This is a genomic window from Lysobacter sp. P5_C4 (assembly GCF_054049695.1).
Genome location: NZ_JBFULX010000005.1, coordinates 81822 through 103498, shown reverse-complemented (window position 1 = coordinate 103498; position 21677 = coordinate 81822). Strand labels below are relative to the sequence as shown.

Sequence of the window (21677 nt, the reverse complement as noted above, 5' to 3'; positions counted from 1 at the left end):
GTTTACGCGGCGTGCGCGGCCTGTTCCCGGTGACGACGCAAGTAATCGGTCATCCACGTCACGCCGATGCACGCGCCGAGCGCCAGCGCCCAATTCACGGCCGCGGCCGAATCCAGTTGCAGGAACGACGCTGTCGGCGCGATCCACGCTGGCCCCCAGATGCCCACGACCACCGCGCTGCCGACGCCGAACACGGCGACTGCGCCGCGCAGCAGGCTGCGCTCGAGCATGCCGGACCGCGCGGACTGGACAAGCGCGGGCTCCGGCGCGCGCGCGAAGGCTTCGGCGCGTCGTGCGACTTGCGACGCGAAGTCGGCGGGCAAACCGTCGGGCAGCGGCGCGCGCAACGCATCGGCGACCTTGCGGTAATGCAGTGCCAGCGGATCCGTGGACGGCACGCCGTCGCGCGCATCGCGCAGCGCGCGTTCCTGCGCCTGCCATTCGCGTTCGTCGATGCCGTTGCGGGGATCGTTGTGGTTGGTGTTCATGCGGCGACTCCCATGCGTCCTTCCAGCACCTGGCGAAGGCGCTGGCGGCTGCGGAACAGGTGACTCTTGATGGTGCCCTCGGCGAGCCCGGTCAGCTCGGCGATCTCGCCGATCGGCATCTCGTCCAGGTGATACAGCGTGAGGATCGTGCGCTGCAGCGGCGGCAGTGTTTCGATCGCCGCGTGCAGGCAGCGTGCGGATTCGGCGTCGGCCATCGACCCTTCCAGATCGAAATGGTCGCCGACGTTTTCCAGCAGCGATTGATGCGCGTCGGCGTCGGCGGCGTCCTGCAGCGGAATGCGCTTGCGCTCCAGGTGGCGCTTGGCCACCGAATACGCGACCTGCCCGATCCACGCCTGCAGTGAGCTGTCGCCGCGGTATTGATGCAGATAGCGGTGTACGCGCAGGAAGGCGTCCTGGCACAGCTCGCGCGTGTCGTCGGGCTGCCTGACCATGCGCTGGATCACGTGGAAGCACAGGCCCTGGTATTGCTTCACCAGGCGTTCGAAGGCGCCCGGCGCCTGGGCGAGCACGTCCGCCACCAGCGCGCGGTCGGCGTCCCGATCGGGCCCGTCGGCGGGCGGGGTCGCGGTTGCGGGCGCGTCGTGTTCCAGGGGTCGGCCTCCATCCATGCCAGTTCCAGATACGCCCGACGGGCCATCGGTTGCAACCCGGAGTCGGCGACGAACGGTCGACGCGGGTGCAACCGGTCCCGCGCCACGGGTATCTCCTGCTCCGTCACCCCACTCACGACCCGACCCAGACCCACCCGGAGCCCGCCATGGAACTCGAAGTCCTCATTCCCATCAGCTTTTTCGTCGCCGTCGCCTACGTCATCAAGGTGATCGTCGATGCACGTACCCGCCGTTCGCTGATCGGCGCCGGTGGTTCGGAAGAACTCGTCCGTTCGATCATGGTGGGCGAAGAAGCGCGCCAGAAGCACAGCTCGCTGCGCTGGGGCGTCACGTTGCTGGCCATCGGCGCGGGCTTCGGCCTGATCGAAGCCGGCGGCTGGGACCACGTCACGCCGGGCGTGATCGCGGTGCTCGCAGTGGCGACGGGTGCGGGGAACCTGGCGTATTACTTCATGACCAAGCGTATGCAGACGGCCTGATCCGTCGCTGGCGCCCAACCCCTTCCCTGCCGCGCGGGGGAGGGGTTTCGTATTTGTTACGCCGGCGATAACGCCGGCTTGATCGAATGTCCACGGCCGCTGGACGAGGATGACGCTCGACAATCTCTGCGGGAGCAGCGCATGCGAGCACTCTTCGTCGGTGGCACGGTCGACAATGCCGAACTCGACCTGGACGGCAATACGCCGCCGAAGCACTACCCCGAGAACACCGGCGCGGGCCAATCGCGCTACAACCTGCACCACGTCGGCCAACGCAGCGGCGGCGAGATCGCCTACGCGGTCTACGCGGCGCCCGACATGGCCTCCTCCGAAGTCCAACGCGTCGCCACCGAGCGCGATTACGCGCGCAGGTTCGAGGCACAGCCGCAGGAAATCGCCTGAGCGACGGCCACGCGTGGCGCTACGGCGCCACGCGCCACACCGTGTTGCCGACATCGTCGGCGACCAGCAACGCACCATCCTTCGCCATTGCCACGCCCACCGGGCGTCCGCGCGCGTTGCCCTGCGCGTCGAGGAAGCCGGTCAGCACATCCTGTTGGTCGCCCGCGGGTGTGCCGCCCGGGAACGGCACGAAAATGACCTTGTAACCGCTGGGCGGATCGCGATTCCACGAGCCGTGCAATCCGATGAACGCGCCCTTGCGCCACGCGGCGGGCATCTTGTCGCCCGACGAGAACGCGAGGCCGAGCGACGCGACATGCGGGCCGAGCGCGTAATCGGGTGCGATCGCCTTCGCGACCATGTCGGGGCGCGCAGGCGTCACGCGCGTGTCGACATGCGCGCCGTAGTAACTCCACGGCCAACCGTAGAACGCGCCCTCCTTCACCGACGTCAGGTAATCGGGAACCAGGTCGTTGCCCAACTCGTCGCGCTCGTTGACCACCACATACAGGGCCTTCGTCCCCGGTTCGAACGCGATGCCGACGGGATTGCGCAAGCCACTCGCAAAGACGCGCGATGCGCCCGACTTCGCGTCGATTTCCAGGATCGCCGCGCGGGTGTCCTCGATGTCCATGCCGTGTTCGGCGGCATTGCTGTTGGAACCGACGCCGACATAGAACTTCGCGCCGTCCGGCGACACGACCAGGCTCTTCGTCCAATGATGGTTGCGCGGCGCGCCGGGCAGGTCGGCGAAGTGTTCGGGCTTGGCCGGGATCTGCGTGTCGCCGGTCTTGTACGGCACCCACACCAGCGCGTCTGCGTTGGCGATGAACAGCTTGTCGCCGACCAGCGCCATGCCGAAGGGCGAGAACAGGTTCGACACCAGCGTGGTTTTCGTTTCCGCGACGCCGTCGCCGTCCTTGTCGCGCAGCAGCGAAATGCGGTTGGGGCTCGGGACTGCGGCGCCGGCTTTTTCGAATGCCTTGTCCATGAAGACCGCGCGGATCGGATTCTTCGGCTCGTCGGGCGTCGGCGGCCGATTGCTTTCGGCGACCAGCACGTCGCCATTGGGCAGGACGTAAAGCCAACGCGGATGTTCCAGGCCGGTGGCGAAGGCCTTGACCTGCATGCCGTTCGCAGCCGTGGGCGCTTCGCCGGCTTTCCATCCCGTCGCGGTTGCGATTTTCACCGTGGGCACCAACGCCTGGTCCGGCGCGGCCAACGGGGGCGAGGGGCCGCTGACGTCTTCGGCTGCGAACTTCGACGTCGGCGCGCAGGCGGTCGCGATGCACGTCGCGAGGATCGGCAAGACAAGTCGGACACGCATGGGTTGCTTCCGTGACAGATGCGTTCGCGTCGGTGTGCGTACAGTGCAATGCGCGCCGTGAGCGAGACGCGAGCGCGGCTAGCGCCAGTACAATTCGACGCCCACCGTGGCGCCGCGGCCCGGCGCGGGTTCGTAGTAACGGCGATTGGCTTCGTTGACGATCACCGAACCGGCGTAAGCGCGGTCGCCGAGGTTGTCGAGCGCGAGGAACACGCGGCCATTGTCGAATCCGTAGCCGAGGCTCGCGTTGAAGACGGCATACGACGGCGCGGCCTCGTCGCCGAAGTTGTTGACCGGCACCGAATCGACGTACACGCCCTCCACGCGCGCGTGCCAGCCGTGCGCGACCTCGCCCCAACGCACCGCCGCCTGCGCCTGCGTGCGCGGAATGCCGGGGATGCGCGTCCCCGCCGCGATCGGCAGCGTCGGCACGGTGCAAGGCGCGGCGGTGCATGCGAGGAAGCCATCGACGAATTTCGCATCGAGCCACGTCACCGCGAATTCCGCGACCCATGCATTCGCGAGCGGCAACGCGCCTGAAAGTTCGAGCCCGGTGCGTTGTGCGCGCCCCGCATTCTGGAAAGTCGTGCGGCCGCCCGCGCTCGTGCCGACGGTGAGTTCGTCCTCGGTGCGCGCCTGGAAAAGGGCGAGCTCCGTGCGCAGGCGTCCGCGCGATAGTTTCATCCCCGCTTCCGCACTGCGCGTGCTCGCGGCCTGCAGCGCGAAGTTGAGTCCGCTCCCACCGTCGCTGCGATACTGCAATTCGTTGAACGTCGGCGTTTCGAAGCCCTCGCCATAGGCCGCGTAGAACTGCAGCGCTTCGTTCGCCCGCCACCGCACGCCGAGAACCGGCGAAGTCGCCGAATACGTGACGCGACCGCTGTCGTCGGGATTGCCGGGGCGGATGTAGTGGTCTTCGGAACGGAAGCGAACGCGGCTGTGGCGTGCGCCGGCTGTGACTTGCCAGGCATCGCTCGGGATCCACGTGGCTTGCAGATACGGGTCGAGCGCATCGACGCGATCCACCTGGTCGGCACGCAATGCCCCGCGCACGCCGAGCGTGTCGCCGATGAAGTTCTCGTAGCCGCGGCGATCCTGGCGCATGGTGTCGTACGACAAGCCCGCCGTCAGCGACCAGGCATCGCCGAATTCGCCGGTCCAATGCGCGTCGAGGCCGGCGTAGGGCGAATGCAGGTCCACCACGCCACCGTTGCTCAGCGAATTGCCTTGCGTGCCAACGGGGATGGCGAGGAATTGTTCGACCTCGCGTCGGCCTGCGTATGCCGTCGCGGTGAATGCACCGCGCGCGAGGACTGCGCCAAGCTGGCGTTGCGAGACCGATTTGCGCGTGTTGAATGTCAGCGCCTGCGGCGCGGCCTGCGTTGGATCGCTGCGGAATTGCGCTCGATCCAGCCCCAACGGATCCTGCGTGCCCGGCGCATCGAGCGTATCGAGCACCAGCGTCGCCGTCGTGGCCTCATGTTCGAATCGCAATTTCCCATGCAGCAAATTGCGCTCGGCCGCCGAGTGCGCGCGGAAGCCATCGGTGCGGAAATGCTGCGCGCCGATCAACCCGCCGACGCTTTCGCCCGCACCTTGCACGGCGAGCGACAGCCGCCGCGATGCATCCGGGCCGACGTTCGCAGCCGCATCGATCGCCAATGGCCCTTCGGGGTCCGCGGTGAACACCTGGATCACGCCGCCGGCCGCGTTGCCGTACAGCACGGAGAATGGCCCGCGCAGCACTTCGATGCGGTCGGCGAACGCGAGGGGCAGATGGGACACCTGCCCCTGCCCGTCCGGCATCGTCGCGGGCACGCCGTCGATGGACAGGCGCACACCGCGGATACCGAAACTGGCGCGCGTACCGAAGCCGCGGATCGAGATCTGTTCGTCCTGCGCGTAATTGCGTCGATCGCGCGCGAGTACGCCGGGCACGCTGGCCAGTCGTTCGGACAACGCCACCCCGAGGACATCGGTGCGGCCGTCGTCGCGATCGATCACGCTCACCGATGCCGGCACGTCGCGCGCGGCAGCAGGTGCATGCGTGGCGGTGACCTGCACGCGATCGAGCTCGACGGGCGCGGTCTGCGCGCAGGCGATGGCAGGCGCCAGGCTCGCGAGAGCGATGAGCGGTCTGGAAGCGGGCATGCCGGCGATGGTGTGGCATGCCCGCGTGATGCGTGCGTGGATCAGGCGATCGCGGGTGCCTCCGCCTCGATCCCGCGCGCGGCATCGCCCGACAACACGGCGGCCACCGGTGCCGCCTGCCCGATCAGATATCCCTGTGCGTAACGCACGCCCATGGCGCGCAACCGCGCCAATTGCGCGTGCGTCTCGACGCCTTCCATCACCACGCGCGCGCCGATCGCGTGCGCCATCGTGACGATCGCCTCCACGATCGTCATCGCGCGCAGCGAATCGAACATGTGGCGCGCGAACGCCTGGTCGATCTTCACGAATTCGAAGTCGAGTGCGTGCAGGTGCGTGAGGTTCGAATAGCCCGTCCCGAAATCGTCGAGCGCGAAGGGAATGCCATGCGACCGGCAGTGCTGCATGACCGCGGCGACGGGCGCGTAGTCCAACATGCGACTTTCGGTCACCTCGAGTTTCAGCGTGCCGGGCGGCAACTGCGCGCGCTGCACGCGTTGCACGATCTGGCGGGCCATGCCCGGCTCGACGAGTTGCCGCGCCGAAAGATTCACCGCGATGCTCGGCAGCGGGGACACGCCTGCCTCGCGCAAGGCGATGAGCACTTCGATCACGCGGTCCAGGACGTATTCGCCCACCGGCACGATCAGCGAGGTCTCTTCGGCGAGCTTGATGAATTCCGCCGGCGAGACCGGCCCGCGATCGGGCAGTTGCCAGCGCACGAGCGCTTCGTACCCGCGCACGCAACCCTCGACGATGTCGAAGATCGGCTGGTAGCGCACTTCGAGCGTCTTCGTGTCGAGCGCGTCGCGCAGCCGCGCCTCGAGGCGGATCTTGTCCAGGCCTGCGCGCTCTTCGTTCGACTCGGTCGCAAGGTCTTCCGCCGGCAACGCGAGATCCGGCGGCAACGCGGCGAGGATGCTGCGCGTCCGGCGCAACAGGCTCAGCACCAGCGTGCGCACGATCGGGTCGCCGCCGTCGAGGCGTTCCAGGAATTGGTCGTGGTCGATCGCGAGCAGCGTGGTGTCGGCGCGTGCGGTGGCCGTTGCGCTGCGCGGCTGGCCGTCGAGCATGCCGAGCTCGCCGATCAATTCACCGGGGCCCAGCGTGCCGTGCAGCGTGGTGCGGCGGCCTTGTTCGGAGTGCAGTTCGATCGCGCCGCGTTCGATCAGCCAGGCGCAATCGGACGGGTCGTGTTGGCGATACAGGACTTCGCCCGCGAACAGTTCGCGGATTACGGTGCTCATGCCCCTTCCCCCTGTGGAAGACATGATGGATGTTGGCCGGGTATACGCAGTTCGGTGCGCAACCCGGCCGTCATCCCGCGATTACTTCACGTACGTGTTCGTCCCCACCTGCACCCGGATCTTCTTCGGCGCGTCCTGCGTCCCGTCGGCGTGCGTGATCGTGAGGGTATAGATGCCGACCGGCATGCGTTCGAAGTAGTACTTGCCGTCTTCGGTCAGCGTCTGTTCGCGCTTGGTGCCGATGTCGGTGTTCTCGATGCGAACGACGTCGCCCGACTTCGCGCGGCCCCAGAGGCCACCGCCGGAATGCTGCGCGTAGGCAGTGGAAACGAACAAGCCGAACGTCGCGATTGCGACGAGGAAGCGATGGGCGAATCTTTTCATGGCAATCTCCCGGGGAAGGTTTTTGGTGACGCGTTGACTTGCTGCGCCGGGATTCTAGGGATCGGGTCGTTTCGTGGACCGTGCCGGAGGTCACCGGACCTTTGGACCATTCACACGCCGTTTGCTTCGAACGGCAGTTGCACGAAGGTGGCGCCGTGCGCCATCGCATCAGGCCCGAAACGACGCTCGGCGAAAATGAATCCGTTGTCATCCACCAGCAACACCGTGCTGCAACGCGTGCCGTAACGCGCGCCGCGCACGAAGGGCGGCGACAGCAGGCGTTCCATTTCCAGGCCGACGCCCGTGTCGGGCAGGCGCGCGTCGGGTGCGGGCGTCGTGTCCGCGAGCGCGGAAAACAGGGGTGCGAGCGAGTTGTCGTCGATGCGCCCGGGCGCATGTGCGAGCCAGCGCTCCAACGCCTGCGTCGCATGGCCACTTTTCGGCCACGCCGCATCGAAGGCGCCATTGGACATCGCATGGAGACCGTCGCTCACCACGTGCGTTTCGAATCGCGGGTGGTTGGTGGCGAAATGCAGCGCGTCGCCATCCCAGCACAGCAGGTTGAATCGACCGTAATCGCCGGCCGTGTCGGCGAGTGACGCCATGTAACGATCCGCGGCGCCATCGCCCGTCGCGAAACCGCGCACGAGCGCACCGCGAGAACGCGGCGCCGCTTCGGGATTCAACCCGGCGCGGACATTCGTCACTGCAGTGAAACGCCGGCGCGTGGACGCGAGCAACCAGCTTCCACCCGCTTCCAGGTCGCGCCCACCGAACACTTGCGGAATGTCCGGATCGGGTCCCGCGGGCGCGGTCGGACGCCCGTGGAATTCATCGCGGTTGGCGATCACCGCGAGTCTCCAACGCGGGTGCGCGCGGAATCCGACGGCGATCAGGCACATCAGCCGGCCGCCTCGAGTTCGCGCTGGCGTTCCTGCTGCTGCAACTTCCACATCTGCGCGTAATGGCCCTGTGTCGCGACGAGCGCCGCATGCGTGCCGCGTTCGATGATGCGACCGGCATCCATGACCAGGATCTCGTCGGCGTTCATCACCGTCGACAGGCGATGGGCGATCGTCAGCGTCGTGCGGCCCAGTGCGATGCGGTCCAGTTCGCCCTGGATCGCCTGCTCCGAGCGCGAGTCGAGTGCGGAGGTCGCTTCGTCGAAGATCAGCACCGCCGGGTTCTTCAGCAGTGCGCGCGCGATGGCGACGCGTTGCTTTTCGCCGCCCGACAACTTCAGGCCACGCTCGCCGACTTCGGTCTGGTAACCGTCGGGCAAGCCCGCGATCAGATCGTGGATGTGCGCGGCGCGCGCGGCGTGTTCGACTTCCTCGCGCGTGGCGCCGGGGCGGCCGTACTCGATGTTGTAGTAGATGGTGTCGTTGAACAACACCGTGTCCTGCGGCACGATCGCGATCGTCGCGCGCACCGATTGCTGGGTGTAATCCCGCACGTCGTGCGCCGTGCCGCCCGCATCGGTGATGGTGATGCGCCCGCCGTCGACGTCGTAGAAACGGTACAGCAGCCGTGCGAGCGTCGATTTGCCGGACCCCGAGTGGCCGACCACTGCCACGGTCTCACCGGGCCGGATGGTGAAATCGACATCGCGCAGGATCTGTCGCCGCACGTCGTAGGCGAAGCGTACGTTCTCGAAACGGACTTCCGGCTGCGTGGCATGCAGCGCCACCGAACCGGGACGGTCCTGCACGTCCTGGCGTTCGTCGAGCAGGCCGAACAGCCGTTCGAGGTTGGTCATTGCCTGCTTCACTTCGCGATACATCATGCCGAGCATGTTCAGCGGCGCGGAGAGTTGCAGCAGGTAGGCGTTGACCAAAACGAGATCGCCGACCGTCATGTGGCCTGCGACGACGCCCGCCGCCGCGCGCCACATCATCGCCGACACGCCGAGGGCCACGATCGCGGTCTGCCCAAGGTTGAGCACGGCCAGCGTCTTGCGGCTCATGACCGACGCGTTCTCCAGGTGCTGGAGGTTTTCGTCGTAGCGGCGGGCTTCGTGGTCCTCGTTGCCGAAATACTTGACGGTCTCGTAGTTGAGCAGCGAATCCACTGCACGCTCGTTGGCCTTCGTGTCGGCCTCCACCGCGGCGCGGTAATAGCGCGTGCGCCATTCGGTGATCGACACGGTGAACAGGATGTAGGCGACCAGCGTGATGCCGGTGATTGCGACGAAGCCCCAGTCGTAAGCCCACGCCAACACCGCGGAGACCATGACGATCTCCAGCGCCGTCGGGATGATCGTGTAGATCGTCCAGTCGAGCAGGTCGGAGATCGCGGTGCCACCGCGTTCGACGTCGCGCGCCACCCCGCCGGTCCTGCGCGCGAGATGGAAGCGCAACGAAAGCGCGTGCAGGTGGCGGAACACCTGCAGCGTCACGCGCCGCGAGATGCGCGCCATCACGCGCGCGAAGACGACCTGTCGCAGTTCGGTGAACAAGGTGACCGAAACGCGCGATGCGCCATAGGCAAGCAGGAGCGCGACCGGCAGGACGAGCAGCGTCGGCGCCACGTTGAGGGAATCGACGATCTTCTTCAGCACCAGCGGAACGACGAGGTTCGCCAGCTTGCCGAGGACGACCAGCAACAGCGCGAACCCGATGCGGCCGGCGAAGGGCTTGAGGAAGGGGATCAGCGAACGCAGGACCTGCCAGTCGGCGCGCGCGCCGCTGGCCCGCGCGACCGGGGCGCTGCCGGCGACGCTGTCGGGCGCCGCGAGGATGTCGTCGGAGGCTTGCGTGGGCTGCGCTTGAGCTTGCTCGTCGGGGGTCTGCATGGGCATCCACATGGAGGCGCGATGGACAGGATGCAACGCCGGGGGCGATCCTGCGCGGCATGTCTCGGGCTTTTCAATGAGCGCGGTTTCTCAATGAGCGTCTACGTGGACGACGCGGTGACCCTCTGGCGCGACCGCCGCTGGGCGCACCTGATGGCCGACACCCTCGACGAGCTGCACGCGATGGCCGCCCGGATCGGCCTGCCGCGCCGCGCCTTCCAGGACAAGACCAGCGGCGCGCATTACGACGTGGACGCCGACATGCGCCAGGCCGCGCTTCGCCTGGGCGCCGTGGCAATTTCCCGCCACGACGACCGCGCGCTCGTCCGCCGGGTCATCGCGCGCGCCAAGGCACAGGGCCGGCACGAGGCACCGTAGAATGCGGCTCCACCGATCCACGCCGCGAGCACGCCATGACCGACACGCCTCCCGACCGCCTCTCCAACGATCCGAGCAGCAAGTTCTACGACGAACAGGCGCTCGAGCGCGGCATCGGCATCAAGTTCAACGGCACCGAGCGCACCAACGTCGAGGAATACTGCATCAGCGAAGGCTGGGTGCGCGTGCCTGTCGGCAAGTCGCTGGACCGTCGTGGCCAGCCGATGACGATGAAGGTGAAGGGCGCAGTCGAAGCGTGGTTCCGCATGGCCGAAGATGAACAAGACAGCCAGGCGTAAGTGAACGCCCGAAAGGTGACCGCCGGCAACGGGGTGACCGTGACGCGCATCCGGGTCGGCCGGCGCGACGATCCGTAGACTGCGCGGTCCAAGGGGACGCAAGACAGGGGAAGACCGTCGCGCAATGCGGCGGGTCGTACGCATGCTCAATGAAACGCAAGCCCGCGATTACATGCACAAGCTGCTCGCGGCGATGGCCAAGTCCGGTGGTTCCGACCTCTTCCTCTCCCACGACTTCCCGCCCAGCATGAAGGCGCACGGCGCGATGACGCCGCTCACGCAGCAGAAGCTGACGGGCGAAGTCACCGCCGTGCTCGCGCATGCGCTGATGAACGACAAGCAGCGCGCGGAGTTCGCGCAGGAGATGGAATGCAATTTCGCGATCGCCGTGCCGGGCGTGTCGCGGTTCCGCGTGAACGTGTTCGTGCAGCAGGGCCACGTCGGCCTGGTGTGCCGCACGATCGCGGCGGAAATTCCCGATTTCGAAAAGCTCCGCCTGCCCGAGGTCCTCAAGGACGTCGTGATGGAAAAGCGCGGCCTGGTGCTGGTGGTGGGCGGCACCGGTTCGGGCAAGTCCACGTCGCTGGCGGCGATGATCGACCATCGCAACCGCACGCAGGCCGGCCACATCATCACGGTCGAGGATCCGGTCGAATACGCGCACACCTCGCACAAGTCGCTGGTGACGCACCGCGAAGTCGGCGTGGACACCCACTCGTGGCACCACGCGCTGAAGAACACGTTGCGCCAGGCGCCCGACGTCATCCTCGTCGGCGAAATCCGCGATGCCGAGACGATGGAACATGCCATCGCCTTCGCCGAAACCGGCCACCTGTGCCTGTCCACGCTGCACGCCAACAGCGCGTCGCAGACGATGGAGCGCATCATCAACTTCTTCCCGGAAGAACGCCGGACGCAGTTGTTGATGGACCTGTCGGCCAACCTGCGCGCCATCGTCTCCCAGCGCCTGGTGCGCACCGAGGACGGCAAGGGCCGCGTGGCCGCGATCGAAATCCTGCTCAACACGCCGACCATCGCCGAGAAGATCTTCAAGGGCGAATTCAACGAGCTCAAGGGCGTCATGAACAAGTCGCGCGAGCTCGGGATGCGCACGTTCGACTGGGCCTTGTTCGAGTTGTACAACGAGGGGCAGATCTCCTACGAGGAGGCGATCCGCAACGCCGATTCGGCGAACGAGCTTCGCCTCAACATCAAGCTCAAGAGCCGTCGCGGCGAGCCGGCGTCGGCGTTGGCGTCGTCGTTCGAGCTCAAACACGAGCCGAACGCGCACGAAACCGAGATCCTGCGGCGCGAGGAACTGCGCAAGCAGCAGGACAAACGTGACGAGATCGAACTGGAACGCCTGCAGGCGCTCAAGCGCCAGGCGCAGGACGCGCAGCAGGCGGCGAACGGCTAGGCGATCGGCGCCGGCGGCATCGGATCGACTGCCGGAGCAGGTTGCGGCGTGGGCACGTTCGGTGGCGGCACCCCCGCATCATCGCGTGACGCCGTGCGTTAGCATCGTCGCTCGCACCCCAGCGGAGCCCCCGCATGCAATATCTGCTGCTCGTCTACACCGATCCATCGCTGATGGACGCACTGCCCGCCGGGCAATACGACGCGATGATGAAAGGATGCCTGGAGAAGGCCGACGACTTGCAGCGCGCGGGAACGCTGGTGTCGTTTTCGCAACTCGAAGATGCCGACACGGCGCGCTCGGTGCGCATCCGCGATGGCCAGGCGCGCGTGAGCGACGGGCCCTTCGCCGAAACGAAGGAATTGCTGGGCGGATTCAACCTGATCGAAGCCGACAGCATCGAGGACGCCGTGCGCCTGGCCGCCGAACTTCCCTGGGCGGCGACGGGATGCATCGAAGTGCGCCCCGTGCGGAACATCGACCTGGTGCGCAAACGCGTCGGCGCGTGAAACGACCGGCCATGCCGAACAACCACAAACTCCGGCGCTTCCGCAAAGTCGCCGCACGCCGGCAACAACACCGCTGCCACTACTGCGACGCCCCGATGTGGTCGAACAACCCCTGGGCCTTCGCGGAACGACACGGCCTGCGGCTGGAAGACTGCGTCCACTTCCAGTGCACCGCCGAACATGTGATCGCGCGCCGCGATGGGGGCGCAGAAGTGCGCAACATCGTCGCGGCGTGCCGGCATTGCAACTTGACGCGGCACGAGACCGAGGATCCGTTGCCGGCGGATGCGTATCGCGAACAAGTGCAGCAACGCGTCGCCGAGTCGCGGTGGTTCACGCGTGCCCTGATGCTGGGCGCCGCGATCACGCCTTGATCTTGTACCCCGTCTTGAAGATCCACCAAACCCCGATCAAACACGCGATCAGGAACCCGACGATCGCCCCGGCGCTCAACCACACGTTCACGTCGGCGATTCCGTAGAAGCTCCACCGCATTCCACTCACCAGGTACACGACGGGATTGAACAGCGTGAACGTCCGCCACGGTTCGGGCAGCATGTCGATCGAATAGAACGCGCCGCCGAGGAAGGTCAGCGGCGTCACGATCAGCAGCGGGATCACCTGCAGGCGCTGGAAGCTGTCGGCCCAGATGCCGATGATGAAGCCGAACAGGCTGAAGGTCACCGCCGTCAGCACCAGGAAACACAGCATCCAGACCGGATGCGCGATCTCGTAGGACACGAACGCGCGTGCCGTCACCAGGATCAGCAGGCCGAGCATCAGCGACTTGGTCGCCGCCGCGCCCACGTAGCCGATCACCGCTTCGAAATACGACACCGGCGCGGACAGCAGTTCGAAGATCGTGCCCGACCATTTCGGCAGGTAGATGCCGAAGGAGGCGTTGGAAATGCTCTCGTTGAGCAGCGACAGCATGATCAGGCCGGGAATGATGAAGGCGCCATAGCTCACGCCGCCCAGATCGCCCATGCGCGAGCCGATCGCCGCGCCGAACACGATGAAGTACAGGGAGGTCGACAGCACCGGCGACAGGATGCTTTCCAGCATCGTGCGGAACGTGCGGGCCATCTCGAAGCGGTAGATCGCCTTGATCGCATGGCGATTCATGACGGGCAAGTTCATGCCGGCGCCCTCACCAGGCTGACGAAGATGTCTTCCAGCGAACTCTCGCTGGAATGCAGGTCCTTGAAGTCGATGCCCTGCTCGTGCAATCGGCGCAACAACGGCGCGATGCCCGTTTCCTCCGATTGCGTATCGAAGGTGTAGACGAGCGAATGTCCATCCTCCGACAGCGAGAGCGGCAGGTCGGCCAATCCCGAAGGCACCTGCGCGAGCGGCGACTGCAAGGAAATCGCCAGCTGCTTGCTGCCGAGCTTGCGCATCAGCGTGTGCTTGTCCTCGACGAGGATCAGCTCGCCCTTGCGGATCACGCCGATGCGGTCGGCCATCTCTTCTGCTTCTTCGATGTAGTGCGTGGTGAGGATGATCGTCGTGCCGTTTTCGCGCAGGCGGCGCACCATCTGCCACATGTCGTGGCGCAGTTCGACATCGACGCCCGCGGTGGGCTCGTCGAGGAACAGGATCTGCGGCTCGTGCGCGAGCGCCTTGGCGATCAGCACGCGGCGCTTCATGCCGCCCGAAAGCGTCATGATCTTGTCGTTGCGCTTGTCCCACAACGAGAGGTCGCGGAGCACGCGCTCCAGGTGCGCGGCATCCGGCGGTTTGCCGAACAGGCCGCGGCTGAAGCGCATCGTGGAGAGCACCGTCTCGAACGTGTCGGTGGACAACTCCTGCGGCACCAGCCCGATCTTGCTGCGCGCGCCGCGATAGTCCGAGACGATGTCGTGCCCATCTGCGACGACCGTGCCCGAGCTTGCATTCACGATGCCGCAGATGATGCTGATCAGTGTCGTCTTGCCCGCGCCATTGGGGCCGAGCAAGGCGAAGATCTCGCCGCGCAGGATGTCGAGGTCGATGTGCTTGAGCGCCTCGAAACCGGAGGCGTAGGTCTTGCCGACGCCTTTGATCGAAACGACCGGCTCTCTCACGACGTGATCGCGTTGGGCCATGCGTGGCGCCTCGGCTCGATGGCGGGGGCGTCCATCGTAGCCGGGCGCCGCGGGGCCTGCGCCGTCCAACCCGGCGTCGGTCAACCCAGCTCGCCCGTTTCGCGCGCGGCGGCGCGGGGTCGGGCGAAGAATGCGCGGAGCGCGCGGTTGACGGTGTTGAAGAAACTGCGCTTGCGACGTCGCATGGGGCCTCACCGGGGGTCGTGGGGGAGGCTCAGGCTACGGGCCCCATGCGACGGCGATAAGACGGCAATGCGCGGAATCAGTGTCCCGGATGCGGGGCAATGGCCCACGGCCGAGCATTCAGTCGACTTGGGCGGCCACCACGCGGTTGCGGCCCTGCGCTTTCGCCGCATACAGCGCGCGATCGGCCGCCGCGATCAGGCGTTCGGGCGAACGCTCGCGGGTCGGCGTCACCGCGGCGACGCCGACACTCACGGTCACGTACGGCGCGATCGTCGAGTTGTCGTGGCGCATCGCGGCCGCTTCGACATCGCGGCGCAACGCCTCCCCCAGGGCCACGGCCGCTTCGAGCGAGCGGTCGGGCAGCAACAACACGAGTTCCTCGCCACCGAAGCGCGCGACGAGATCGTCGATGCCGTCTGCGAACCGCGTGCACAGGCGCGCGAGTTCACGCAGGCATTCGTCGCCGTACAGATGTCCGTGCGCATCGTTCAAGGGCTTGAAGGAATCGGCGTCGACCAGCACCAGCGCCAGTTCGCGATGTTCGACCGACTGCCATTCCCACTCGGCCGCGAGGCGTTGGTCGAAGCAGCGGCGGTTCGCGATGCCGGTCAGGCCATCGATCATCGACAAGGTTTCCAGCTTCCGATTCGCCGCTTCCAGTTCGGCGACGACGCGCGCCAGATGGATCGCGCCGGCGATCTGGTCGGCGATCGCGTCGAACACCTCGCGCGCTTCCGGGTAGAAGAAATCCGGCTGCGTGCTTTCGATGTTGAGCACGCCGTGCAGGCGCGCGCCATGGCGGATGGGCACCAGGTATTCCGAACGCACCTTGGTGTTCCCGGGCACGTAGTCCGGATCGGATTCGACGTCGGTGATCAGCTGCGCTTCGCCGGTGCGCGCGCAGCGCCCGGCGGCGCCGACGCTCACCGGCCACCCGTGCGCGAGCTCGGCGGGATACAGATCCAGGTCGCCTGCCCAGACTTCCTGCACGAAGTGCGCCCCGTCGTCGTCGAGCAGGATGATGCTGGCGATGGCCACCGGCAGGTTGCGCACCAGGCAATCCACGATGCGGCGCAACACGGCTTCGAGGTCTTCGCCCTGCAGGGCTTCGCGGGAGATCTCCGCCAGCAGGGCGGTCAGGCGCGCATGCCAAATGGGCGCGACGGTTTCCCGTGCGCCCGCAGGCTCAACCAAATCGATGTCGTCCGGCCCGTGCATGCTGCCCCCGAGGCGCCCCTGGGGCCGAGTCTAGCGCGGCGGCGGGGGCGACGTCGGACTCAGGCCTTTTCCCGGCCGATGACCGCGCCGGCCTTCGGTCCCGGCGTTGCGGTTGTGGCAGGCGCCGTGAAGAATGCACGGATGTGGTCTTTCATCGTCCCCGCCCATGACGAGGCGCCGTTGATCGGCGCGACGCTCGATGCGATCGGCGCCGCCGCGCGCGATTGCGGCGTCGCCTGCGAGCGCATCGTCGTCGACGATGACTCGACCGACGGTACGGCCGATGTCGCGCGTGCACACGGCGCGCAGGTCGTGTCGGTTGCGTTCCGCCACATCGCTGCCACGCGCAATGCAGGCGCTACGGCTGCCACTGGCACGCGCTTGTGCTTCGTCGATGCGGACACGCTGGTGGATGCGGGCGTGCTGCGCGCGGCAATCACTGCACTCGAGGCCGGCGCAGTCGGCGGTGGCTGCGCCGTGACCCTCGACGGCCGCGTGCGCTGGTCCGTGCGCCTGTTCACCGCTGCGCTGATGCAGATCTTCCGATGGATGCGCGTCACGCCGGGATGTTTCGTGTTTTGCACGCGTGATGCCTTCGTCGCCGCCGGTGGTTTCGACACGCGCTACTACGCAGGCGAAGACGTCGCCTTCAGCCGCGCGCTCGCCACCGTCGGCCCTGTGCACATCCTGCGCGAAGCGGTGCGCACCTCCGACCGGAAGCTGCGCACGTTCGGCGTGCTCGACCACCTGCGCCTGATGTTGCGATTCGCACTGCGCGGGCGGCGCATCCTGCGCTCACGCGATCACCTGGCGCTCTGGTACGACAAGCGACGCCACTGACGATCAACCGCCGCCGGACTTGAGTTCGCCGAGATCGAGCGTGCCGTCCTTGCTCGTGTCCAGGATTTCGAAGACCTGCTGCGCGCCGCGCGTGAGCTCTTCTTCGGTGAGTTCGCCATCGGTGTTGAGGTCGATGCGCCGGATGCGGTCGGCGGGCGACAACATGCCGTCCTGCTGCGGGCCGCTCGCGCTGCCCAATTCCTCGGCGCCGACCGATTGTTGTGGTCGGCGTCGAGGTCGCGGAAGACGCGGGTCATGGCGTCTTCGTATTCGTCTTCGCTGATCGAGCCATCGCCATTGCCGTCCATCGCGGCCATGCGCTGGTCGGCGTTCTGGGGGAGTCGCGCGGAGGACGGCACGGGGTTGCTGGTGCGTGGGGTGACGTCGGTTGCAGGGCTGGTTTGCGCAAAGCAGGGCGCGGCGCAGAGGGCGCCGGCGAACAAGGTTCCGATCAGGGACGAGCGGTTCATGGTGTGCTCCGGCATTCGTGGGCGAGGGGCCGGAGGCTGCGGCGACGCGCATTAAGCGGCCGTCAAGATCGCATTGAACCCGCGCTCCCGCGGTCGCACACTGACTCTCGTCCCCCCCCGGAATCCGAGTGCCGCCATGACTGCCCGACCCGCCCTGCTCGCGATGCTCCTGGTGCTGACGGCGTGCGCCACGACCGGCCCCCGCACCGTCACCGACCAGGCACGCCCCCACGCCGTGGGCGAAGGCAGCCCCGTCTCCGTGCGCTGGGGCGATCCGGCACAGTTCGCCGAGCTGCGTTACAGCCAGAACCGCCGCCTGTCCGCGGAAGGCGACTGGGTCGTCGAACTCGCCGACTACATGCAGGAAAAACTCGCGAAGGCCGTGCCCGCGGGCGAACGCGTGGACGTCGAGATTCTCGACATCCAGCGTGCGGGCCAATACGAATGGCTGCACAGCCAGACCGACGACGTGCGCGTGTTGCGCGACGTGTACCCGCCGCGCATGACGCTGCGGTTCTCGCGCAAGGCTGCCAACGGGAACGTGATTGCCGAAGGTGAGCGCAAGATTGCCGACCTCGCCTACCTGCAGACGCAGCCGCCGTTCCCCAGCAGCGATACGTTGCGCTACGACAAGCGCCTGATCGACACGTGGATCCGCCGCGAGTTCAAGTAAGGCGGCCGCTCACTTCAGCGCGTCCTGCGCTTCGGCCAATCGGCCCAATGCAGCGGACAGACCGTCGATGGTCAGTGGCTTGGTGAGGTGTTCGCGGAAGCCCGCGGCGAGCGTCGACTCGCGATCCTGCTCCTGGCCGTAACCGGTCAGCGCGACCAGCCCGATCGCATCGCCGAATTCGGCCCGGATCGACTTCGCCAACGCACGCCCGTCCATGTCGGGCAAGCCGATGTCGAGGAACGCGTAATCCGGTTGCGAAGCGCGCACTTCGGCCAGCGCGGTGGCGCCGTCGTAGGCCGTGCGTGCACGGTAACCAAGGCGATCCAGCAAAGCCGCCATCGTGTCCGCGGCGTCGCGGTTGTCGTCGACGACCAGCACGCTGTGGGCCCGGGGCTCGAGCGTCTCTTCCTCGGGATCGATGGTCGTCGCCGGCGCTTCGATCACCGGGACGCGCACCACGAACTCCGATCCCTTGCCGATGCCCGCGCTGTAGGCGGCGACATCGCCACCATGCAGCGCCACGATTTGCTGCACCAGGCTCAGACCGAGGCCGAGGCCGCCCTGGGAGTGCGCCAGGTCCTGGTCGCCCTGCACGAACAGGTTGAAGATGTCCTGCAGGCGCCACGGCGGAATGCCGGAGCCGTTGTCGCTGACCGCGATTTCCGCGAACGCGCGATTGCGCCGCAGCACGACCTTGATCTGTCCGCCACGATCGGTGAATTTCACCGCGTTGTTGAGCAAGTTGCCGACGACCTGCTGCAATCGCGCCGAATCGCCCGACACCCACGTCTGTCCGTCGGGTCGTTCCAGCGTCACGGTGTGCGCGCGGCTGCGTGATTCGGGCTCGCAGGATTCGATCACCGCGGCCAGCACCGCGCCGATCTCGACCGGCTTTTTTTCAAGATGGATCTTGCCGGCGGTGATGCGCCCGACATCCAGCAGGTCGTCGACCAGCCGCGTGATCTGCACCAGCTGGCGCGAGATCACGTCCCGGCACATGCGCAGGCGATCGGTCTCCATCGGTTCGAGTTGCATGATCGAAACGGCGTTGGTGATCGGCGCGAGCGGGTTGCGCAGTTCGTGACCGAGCATCGCGAGGAAAGTGGTGACGCGCTTGCCTTCGTCTTCGAGTGCGCGGACGCGGCGGCGGTCGGTGAGGTCGCGCGTGACCTTCGCGAAACCGATGTGCGTGCCCGACTCGTCGTGCAGCGAGGTGATGACCACGCTCGCCCAGAACCGCGAGCCGTCCTTGCGCATGCGCCAGCCTTCGTCTTCGCAACGGCCGTCTTCGAGCGCGATCTCGAGTTCGCGCGCAGGCCAGCCGGCGGCAGCGACTTCCGGCGGATAGAACACGGAAAAATGCTTCCCGATGATCTCGGAGGCCTGGTAACCCTTGGTCATCTGCGCGCCCGCGTTCCAACTGGCGACATGGCCGTCGGGGTCGAGCATGAAGATCGCATAATCCACGACGCCTTCGACCAGCAGGCGGAAACGCTCTTCGCTTCGGCGCAGCAGCTCCTCGTGGCGACGTCGGACGCTGAGGTCGCGCGTGATCTTCGAAAAGCCGATCAGGCGGCCATCGTCGTCGAGCACCCGGGTGATCACCACGTTCGCCCAGAATTGCGTGCCGTCCTTGCGCACACGCCAGCCTTCATCCTCGAACCGACCGGTTTGCGTCGCCACCTGCAACTCGTGTTCGGGCCACTTGGCGTCGATGCGTTCCTGCGGATAGAACGACGAGTAATGCCGGCCGATGATCTCGTCGGCGACATATCCCTTGATGCGCTGCGCGCCTGCGTTCCATGTCCTGACGATGCCGTCGGGATCGAGCATGAAGATCGCGTAGTCCGGGACTTCGCCGACCAGGCGACGATAAATGCTGTCGTCGTCCTTCCATTGCCTCGACGATGCCGGAACCACTTCAGGCAGCTTGTTGCGCGTATCCAATGAGGATGTCCCCTGTCCGGCCGGGCCGGTCTCCTGCATCGCGCCTCCCGTGGGATGCGCGCGAGCTTCCATTGGACCATCTGGCACGTTAATGGGCCTTCACACCGTCACCACGCCGCCCCGGGAGACCGAAGGGGCGGCGTGGCGTGGCTTGAAGCTTCAGCCGCCGTTGTCGTCCGCCGGCGGGGTCGAGCTCGACGCTGCCCCGTCATGGCCCGAATGATCGGACGCGTCCGCCGACGTGCCCTTGTCCTTGGTGCTCCAATCGTCCTTGCCGGACTTGTCCTTGCTCATCATCTTGTCGTGCCCCGACGCCATCTCGGCGCGCGAAAGCATGCCGTTGCCGTCGGCGTCCATCTTGCCGAACATTTCCTTCGCACCGGCGCCGTGTTCGGTGGCCGACAACTTGCCGTCGCCATCGGTATCCATCCTGCCGATCTTGTCGGCGGATTTCATTTCCATGTGCTCATCGTGCTTCATGCCCTTTTCCGAAGCCTCCATCGCTTCGTGCCTGGCGTCCATCTCGGCTGCGGTGACGAAGCCATCCTTGTTGGTGTCCATGTCGCCGAACATCTTCGTGACGGCGGCATCGTGCTCGGCCACGCTGACCTGGCCGTCGTTGTTGGTGTCCATCATCTTGAACATGTCCCCGCCCTCGTGATTCGCCGAGGCGCCGAACGCGACGCTCGCGAGTCCCGCGGCGAGGCACAGATGCAATGTCTTGCGTGTCATGGGGGGACGCTCCTGCTGTGGAATCCCGAGCCTGCGCGGCGGTTGGTGAGCGGCGGATCAATGCGCGATCCAAGCTCGGCAGTGCGGGACGGGATGATTCAGGAATGTGCAAGCGCCCGTTCGACGCGGCGCTCACGCCTGCCTGCTAGCGTCGCCGCATCGTCGGAAGGAGCCCACGCCATGCGCCTGCTCGTGCTGTTGTTCGCGATCGCGATGCCTGTCGTCGCGTGGTTCACCGAACGCGGGACGTTCGGGCCGCCGTCGGGCGCGGTGTCGGCGCAATTCCCGAACCTGCTGCTGCCCGCAGGATGGGCATTCGCAATCTGGGGCGTGATCTTCCTCTTCGACGTGTTGTATGGGGGATGGCAAGCCGCGCGCTCGCGACGCGACGATGCGACGCTGACACACATCGCACCGTGGACGGCAGCGGGATTCGCATTGACGACCGCGTGGATGCCGCTGTTCTCGATGGGCCTGTACTGGCTGGACCTCATCGTGATCTTCGGCGCGCTCGCGTGCCTGCTGCGCGCGGCCTTCGTGCTCACCGACGACCGCCAGCGCCTGCCGCAGCAATGGCTGTGGGCATGGACGCCGATCTCGCTGCATGCGGGCTGGCTGTCGCTGGCGGCGTTCGTCAACATCGCGCAGGTGGTCGTCGCATACCGCGTGTTGTCCACGACCGACATGCTGGCGTGGAGCATGGCCCTGTTCCTCCTGCTCGCCGTGCTGCTGTTGTGGGCGAACCATCGCATGCGCGGCAATCCCGATTACGCGGGCGCGGCGACGTGGGGGCTGCTCGCCGTGCACATCATGCAGTCGGATTGGGGCGTGCGCGGTGCGACGGCGGCCTCGTGGTCCGCGCTCGTGCTCGCGGTCGCGCTGGTTGGCCAGACGGTGTGGTTGCGCTTCAAGCATCGCGGCGGTTGGGTGACGAACGCTCCTGACAACAACACGCCGGGCAACAACACGCCGGACAGCAGCGCTCACGCGTAATCCGCAAGGGCGCTGCAAGAC

General features: G+C 66.7%; 23 protein-coding genes and 1 pseudogene. 10 read left to right on the top strand and 14 right to left on the bottom strand.

Annotated elements, in window-relative coordinates; translation table 11 throughout:
• Window positions 1-2: 2 nt before the first annotated feature.
• Both ACXJJ8_RS13040 and ACXJJ8_RS13035 read right to left on the bottom strand, forming a co-directional pair.
• Window positions 3-488 carry a hypothetical protein gene (locus ACXJJ8_RS13040; RefSeq protein WP_499030780.1) on the bottom strand — a complete coding sequence of 162 codons (486 nt, stop codon included), beginning with the start codon at window positions 486-488 and terminating at the stop codon, window positions 3-5.
• On the bottom strand, window positions 485-1120 hold the full coding sequence (locus tag ACXJJ8_RS13035) for an RNA polymerase sigma factor (RefSeq protein ID WP_499030778.1): 636 nt from the start codon (window positions 1118-1120) through the stop codon (window positions 485-487). Before ACXJJ8_RS13035 ends, ACXJJ8_RS13040 begins: the two co-directional genes overlap by 4 nt.
• 149 nt (window positions 1121-1269) lie before the next feature.
• Here ACXJJ8_RS13035 and ACXJJ8_RS13030 point away from each other — a divergent pair, with 149 nt between their 5' ends.
• Window positions 1270-1602, top strand: a complete 333-nt coding sequence (locus tag ACXJJ8_RS13030; RefSeq protein ID WP_499030775.1) for a hypothetical protein — start codon at window positions 1270-1272, stop codon at window positions 1600-1602.
• Window positions 1603-1743: 141 nt separating this feature from the next.
• The gene (locus ACXJJ8_RS13025) at window positions 1744-2004 is read left to right on the top strand and encodes a hypothetical protein (RefSeq protein WP_499030774.1); all 261 of its coding nucleotides are present in this window, start codon (window positions 1744-1746) and stop codon (window positions 2002-2004) included.
• A gap of 19 nt (window positions 2005-2023) precedes the next feature.
• Here the strand turns inward: ACXJJ8_RS13025 and ACXJJ8_RS13020 are convergent, their stop codons facing one another.
• From ACXJJ8_RS13020 to ACXJJ8_RS12995, 6 genes are all read right to left on the bottom strand, one after another.
• A complete protein-coding gene (locus ACXJJ8_RS13020) occupies window positions 2024-3349 on the bottom strand; it encodes a PQQ-dependent sugar dehydrogenase (RefSeq protein WP_499031107.1) in 1326 nt (441 codons plus the stop codon).
• Between the two features lie 60 nt (window positions 3350-3409).
• Complete coding sequence (locus ACXJJ8_RS13015) at window positions 3410-5482, bottom strand: TonB-dependent receptor domain-containing protein (protein ID WP_499030771.1); 2073 nt, start codon at window positions 5480-5482, stop codon at window positions 3410-3412.
• A 41-nt stretch (window positions 5483-5523) separates the two neighbouring features.
• Entirely contained in the window at window positions 5524-6729 is a 1206-nt protein-coding gene (locus ACXJJ8_RS13010; protein WP_499030769.1) for an EAL domain-containing protein, read from the bottom strand.
• Between the two features lie 81 nt (window positions 6730-6810).
• Entirely contained in the window at window positions 6811-7113 is a 303-nt protein-coding gene (locus ACXJJ8_RS13005; RefSeq protein WP_499030768.1) for a carboxypeptidase-like regulatory domain-containing protein, read from the bottom strand.
• A gap of 110 nt (window positions 7114-7223) precedes the next feature.
• Window positions 7224-8015 (bottom strand): NRDE family protein, encoded by a 792-nt coding sequence (locus tag ACXJJ8_RS13000; RefSeq protein WP_499030767.1) that lies wholly within the window; start codon window positions 8013-8015, stop codon window positions 7224-7226.
• Entirely contained in the window at window positions 8015-9907 is a 1893-nt protein-coding gene (locus tag ACXJJ8_RS12995) for an ABCB family ABC transporter ATP-binding protein/permease (protein WP_499030765.1), read from the bottom strand. The genes ACXJJ8_RS13000 and ACXJJ8_RS12995 overlap by 1 nt, the downstream gene beginning before the upstream one ends.
• A gap of 93 nt (window positions 9908-10000) precedes the next feature.
• Here ACXJJ8_RS12995 and ACXJJ8_RS12990 point away from each other — a divergent pair, with 93 nt between their 5' ends.
• The 5 genes and pseudogenes from ACXJJ8_RS12990 to ACXJJ8_RS12970 all read left to right on the top strand — a co-directional run bounded on the left by ACXJJ8_RS12990 (window position 10001) and on the right by ACXJJ8_RS12970 (window position 12884).
• Window positions 10001-10285 (top strand): DUF4031 domain-containing protein, encoded by a 285-nt coding sequence (locus ACXJJ8_RS12990; RefSeq protein ID WP_499030763.1) that lies wholly within the window; start codon window positions 10001-10003, stop codon window positions 10283-10285.
• A gap of 35 nt (window positions 10286-10320) precedes the next feature.
• Window positions 10321-10584 carry a DUF3297 family protein gene (locus tag ACXJJ8_RS12985; protein WP_499030761.1) on the top strand — a complete coding sequence of 88 codons (264 nt, stop codon included), beginning with the start codon at window positions 10321-10323 and terminating at the stop codon, window positions 10582-10584.
• Between the two features lie 142 nt (window positions 10585-10726).
• Window positions 10727-11851: pseudogene (locus ACXJJ8_RS12980) on the top strand (PilT/PilU family type 4a pilus ATPase); the annotation flags it as partial.
• Between the two features lie 284 nt (window positions 11852-12135).
• Window positions 12136-12510, top strand: a complete 375-nt coding sequence (locus ACXJJ8_RS12975) for a YciI family protein (RefSeq protein ID WP_499030759.1) — start codon at window positions 12136-12138, stop codon at window positions 12508-12510.
• The gene (locus ACXJJ8_RS12970) at window positions 12507-12884 is read left to right on the top strand and encodes an HNH endonuclease (protein WP_499030757.1); all 378 of its coding nucleotides are present in this window, start codon (window positions 12507-12509) and stop codon (window positions 12882-12884) included. The genes ACXJJ8_RS12975 and ACXJJ8_RS12970 overlap by 4 nt, the downstream gene beginning before the upstream one ends.
• Here ACXJJ8_RS12970 and ACXJJ8_RS12965 read toward each other — a convergent pair.
• The 3 genes from ACXJJ8_RS12965 to ACXJJ8_RS12955 form a co-directional block, all read right to left on the bottom strand.
• Complete coding sequence (locus ACXJJ8_RS12965) at window positions 12874-13635, bottom strand: ABC transporter permease (protein WP_499031104.1); 762 nt, start codon at window positions 13633-13635, stop codon at window positions 12874-12876. The two genes, ACXJJ8_RS12970 and ACXJJ8_RS12965, sit on opposite strands and share 11 nt — an antisense overlap.
• Window positions 13636-13646: 11 nt before the next feature.
• The gene (locus ACXJJ8_RS12960; protein WP_499030756.1) at window positions 13647-14597 is read right to left on the bottom strand and encodes an ABC transporter ATP-binding protein; all 951 of its coding nucleotides are present in this window, start codon (window positions 14595-14597) and stop codon (window positions 13647-13649) included.
• Between the two features lie 303 nt (window positions 14598-14900).
• Window positions 14901-16001 (bottom strand): sensor domain-containing diguanylate cyclase, encoded by a 1101-nt coding sequence (locus ACXJJ8_RS12955; protein WP_499030753.1) that lies wholly within the window; start codon window positions 15999-16001, stop codon window positions 14901-14903.
• A 141-nt stretch (window positions 16002-16142) separates the two neighbouring features.
• Here ACXJJ8_RS12955 and ACXJJ8_RS12950 point away from each other — a divergent pair, with 141 nt between their 5' ends.
• Window positions 16143-16841 (top strand): glycosyltransferase, encoded by a 699-nt coding sequence (locus tag ACXJJ8_RS12950; protein WP_499030751.1) that lies wholly within the window; start codon window positions 16143-16145, stop codon window positions 16839-16841.
• Window positions 16842-16844: 3 nt separating this feature from the next.
• On the opposite strand, the gene ACXJJ8_RS12945 is transcribed toward ACXJJ8_RS12950, so the two are convergent.
• Window positions 16845-17006, bottom strand: coding sequence for a hypothetical protein (locus ACXJJ8_RS12945; RefSeq protein WP_499030749.1), 162 nt, complete (start codon window positions 17004-17006; stop codon window positions 16845-16847).
• Between the two features lie 441 nt (window positions 17007-17447).
• Here ACXJJ8_RS12945 and ACXJJ8_RS12940 point away from each other — a divergent pair, with 441 nt between their 5' ends.
• Window positions 17448-17984 carry a DUF3016 domain-containing protein gene (locus tag ACXJJ8_RS12940; protein WP_499030747.1) on the top strand — a complete coding sequence of 179 codons (537 nt, stop codon included), beginning with the start codon at window positions 17448-17450 and terminating at the stop codon, window positions 17982-17984.
• Window positions 17985-17993: 9 nt separating this feature from the next.
• Here the strand turns inward: ACXJJ8_RS12940 and ACXJJ8_RS12935 are convergent, their stop codons facing one another.
• Together ACXJJ8_RS12935 and ACXJJ8_RS12930 are read right to left on the bottom strand one after the other, a co-directional pair.
• Window positions 17994-19931, bottom strand: coding sequence for a PAS domain-containing hybrid sensor histidine kinase/response regulator (locus ACXJJ8_RS12935; protein WP_499030745.1), 1938 nt, complete (start codon window positions 19929-19931; stop codon window positions 17994-17996).
• 159 nt (window positions 19932-20090) lie between these two features.
• A complete protein-coding gene (locus ACXJJ8_RS12930) occupies window positions 20091-20663 on the bottom strand; it encodes an EF-hand domain-containing protein (protein WP_499030742.1) in 573 nt (190 codons plus the stop codon).
• A gap of 180 nt (window positions 20664-20843) precedes the next feature.
• On the opposite strand from ACXJJ8_RS12930, the gene ACXJJ8_RS12925 reads away from it, so the two are divergent.
• A complete protein-coding gene (locus ACXJJ8_RS12925) occupies window positions 20844-21656 on the top strand; it encodes a TspO-related membrane protein (RefSeq protein ID WP_499030738.1) in 813 nt (270 codons plus the stop codon).
• Window positions 21657-21677: the final 21 nt, after the last annotated feature.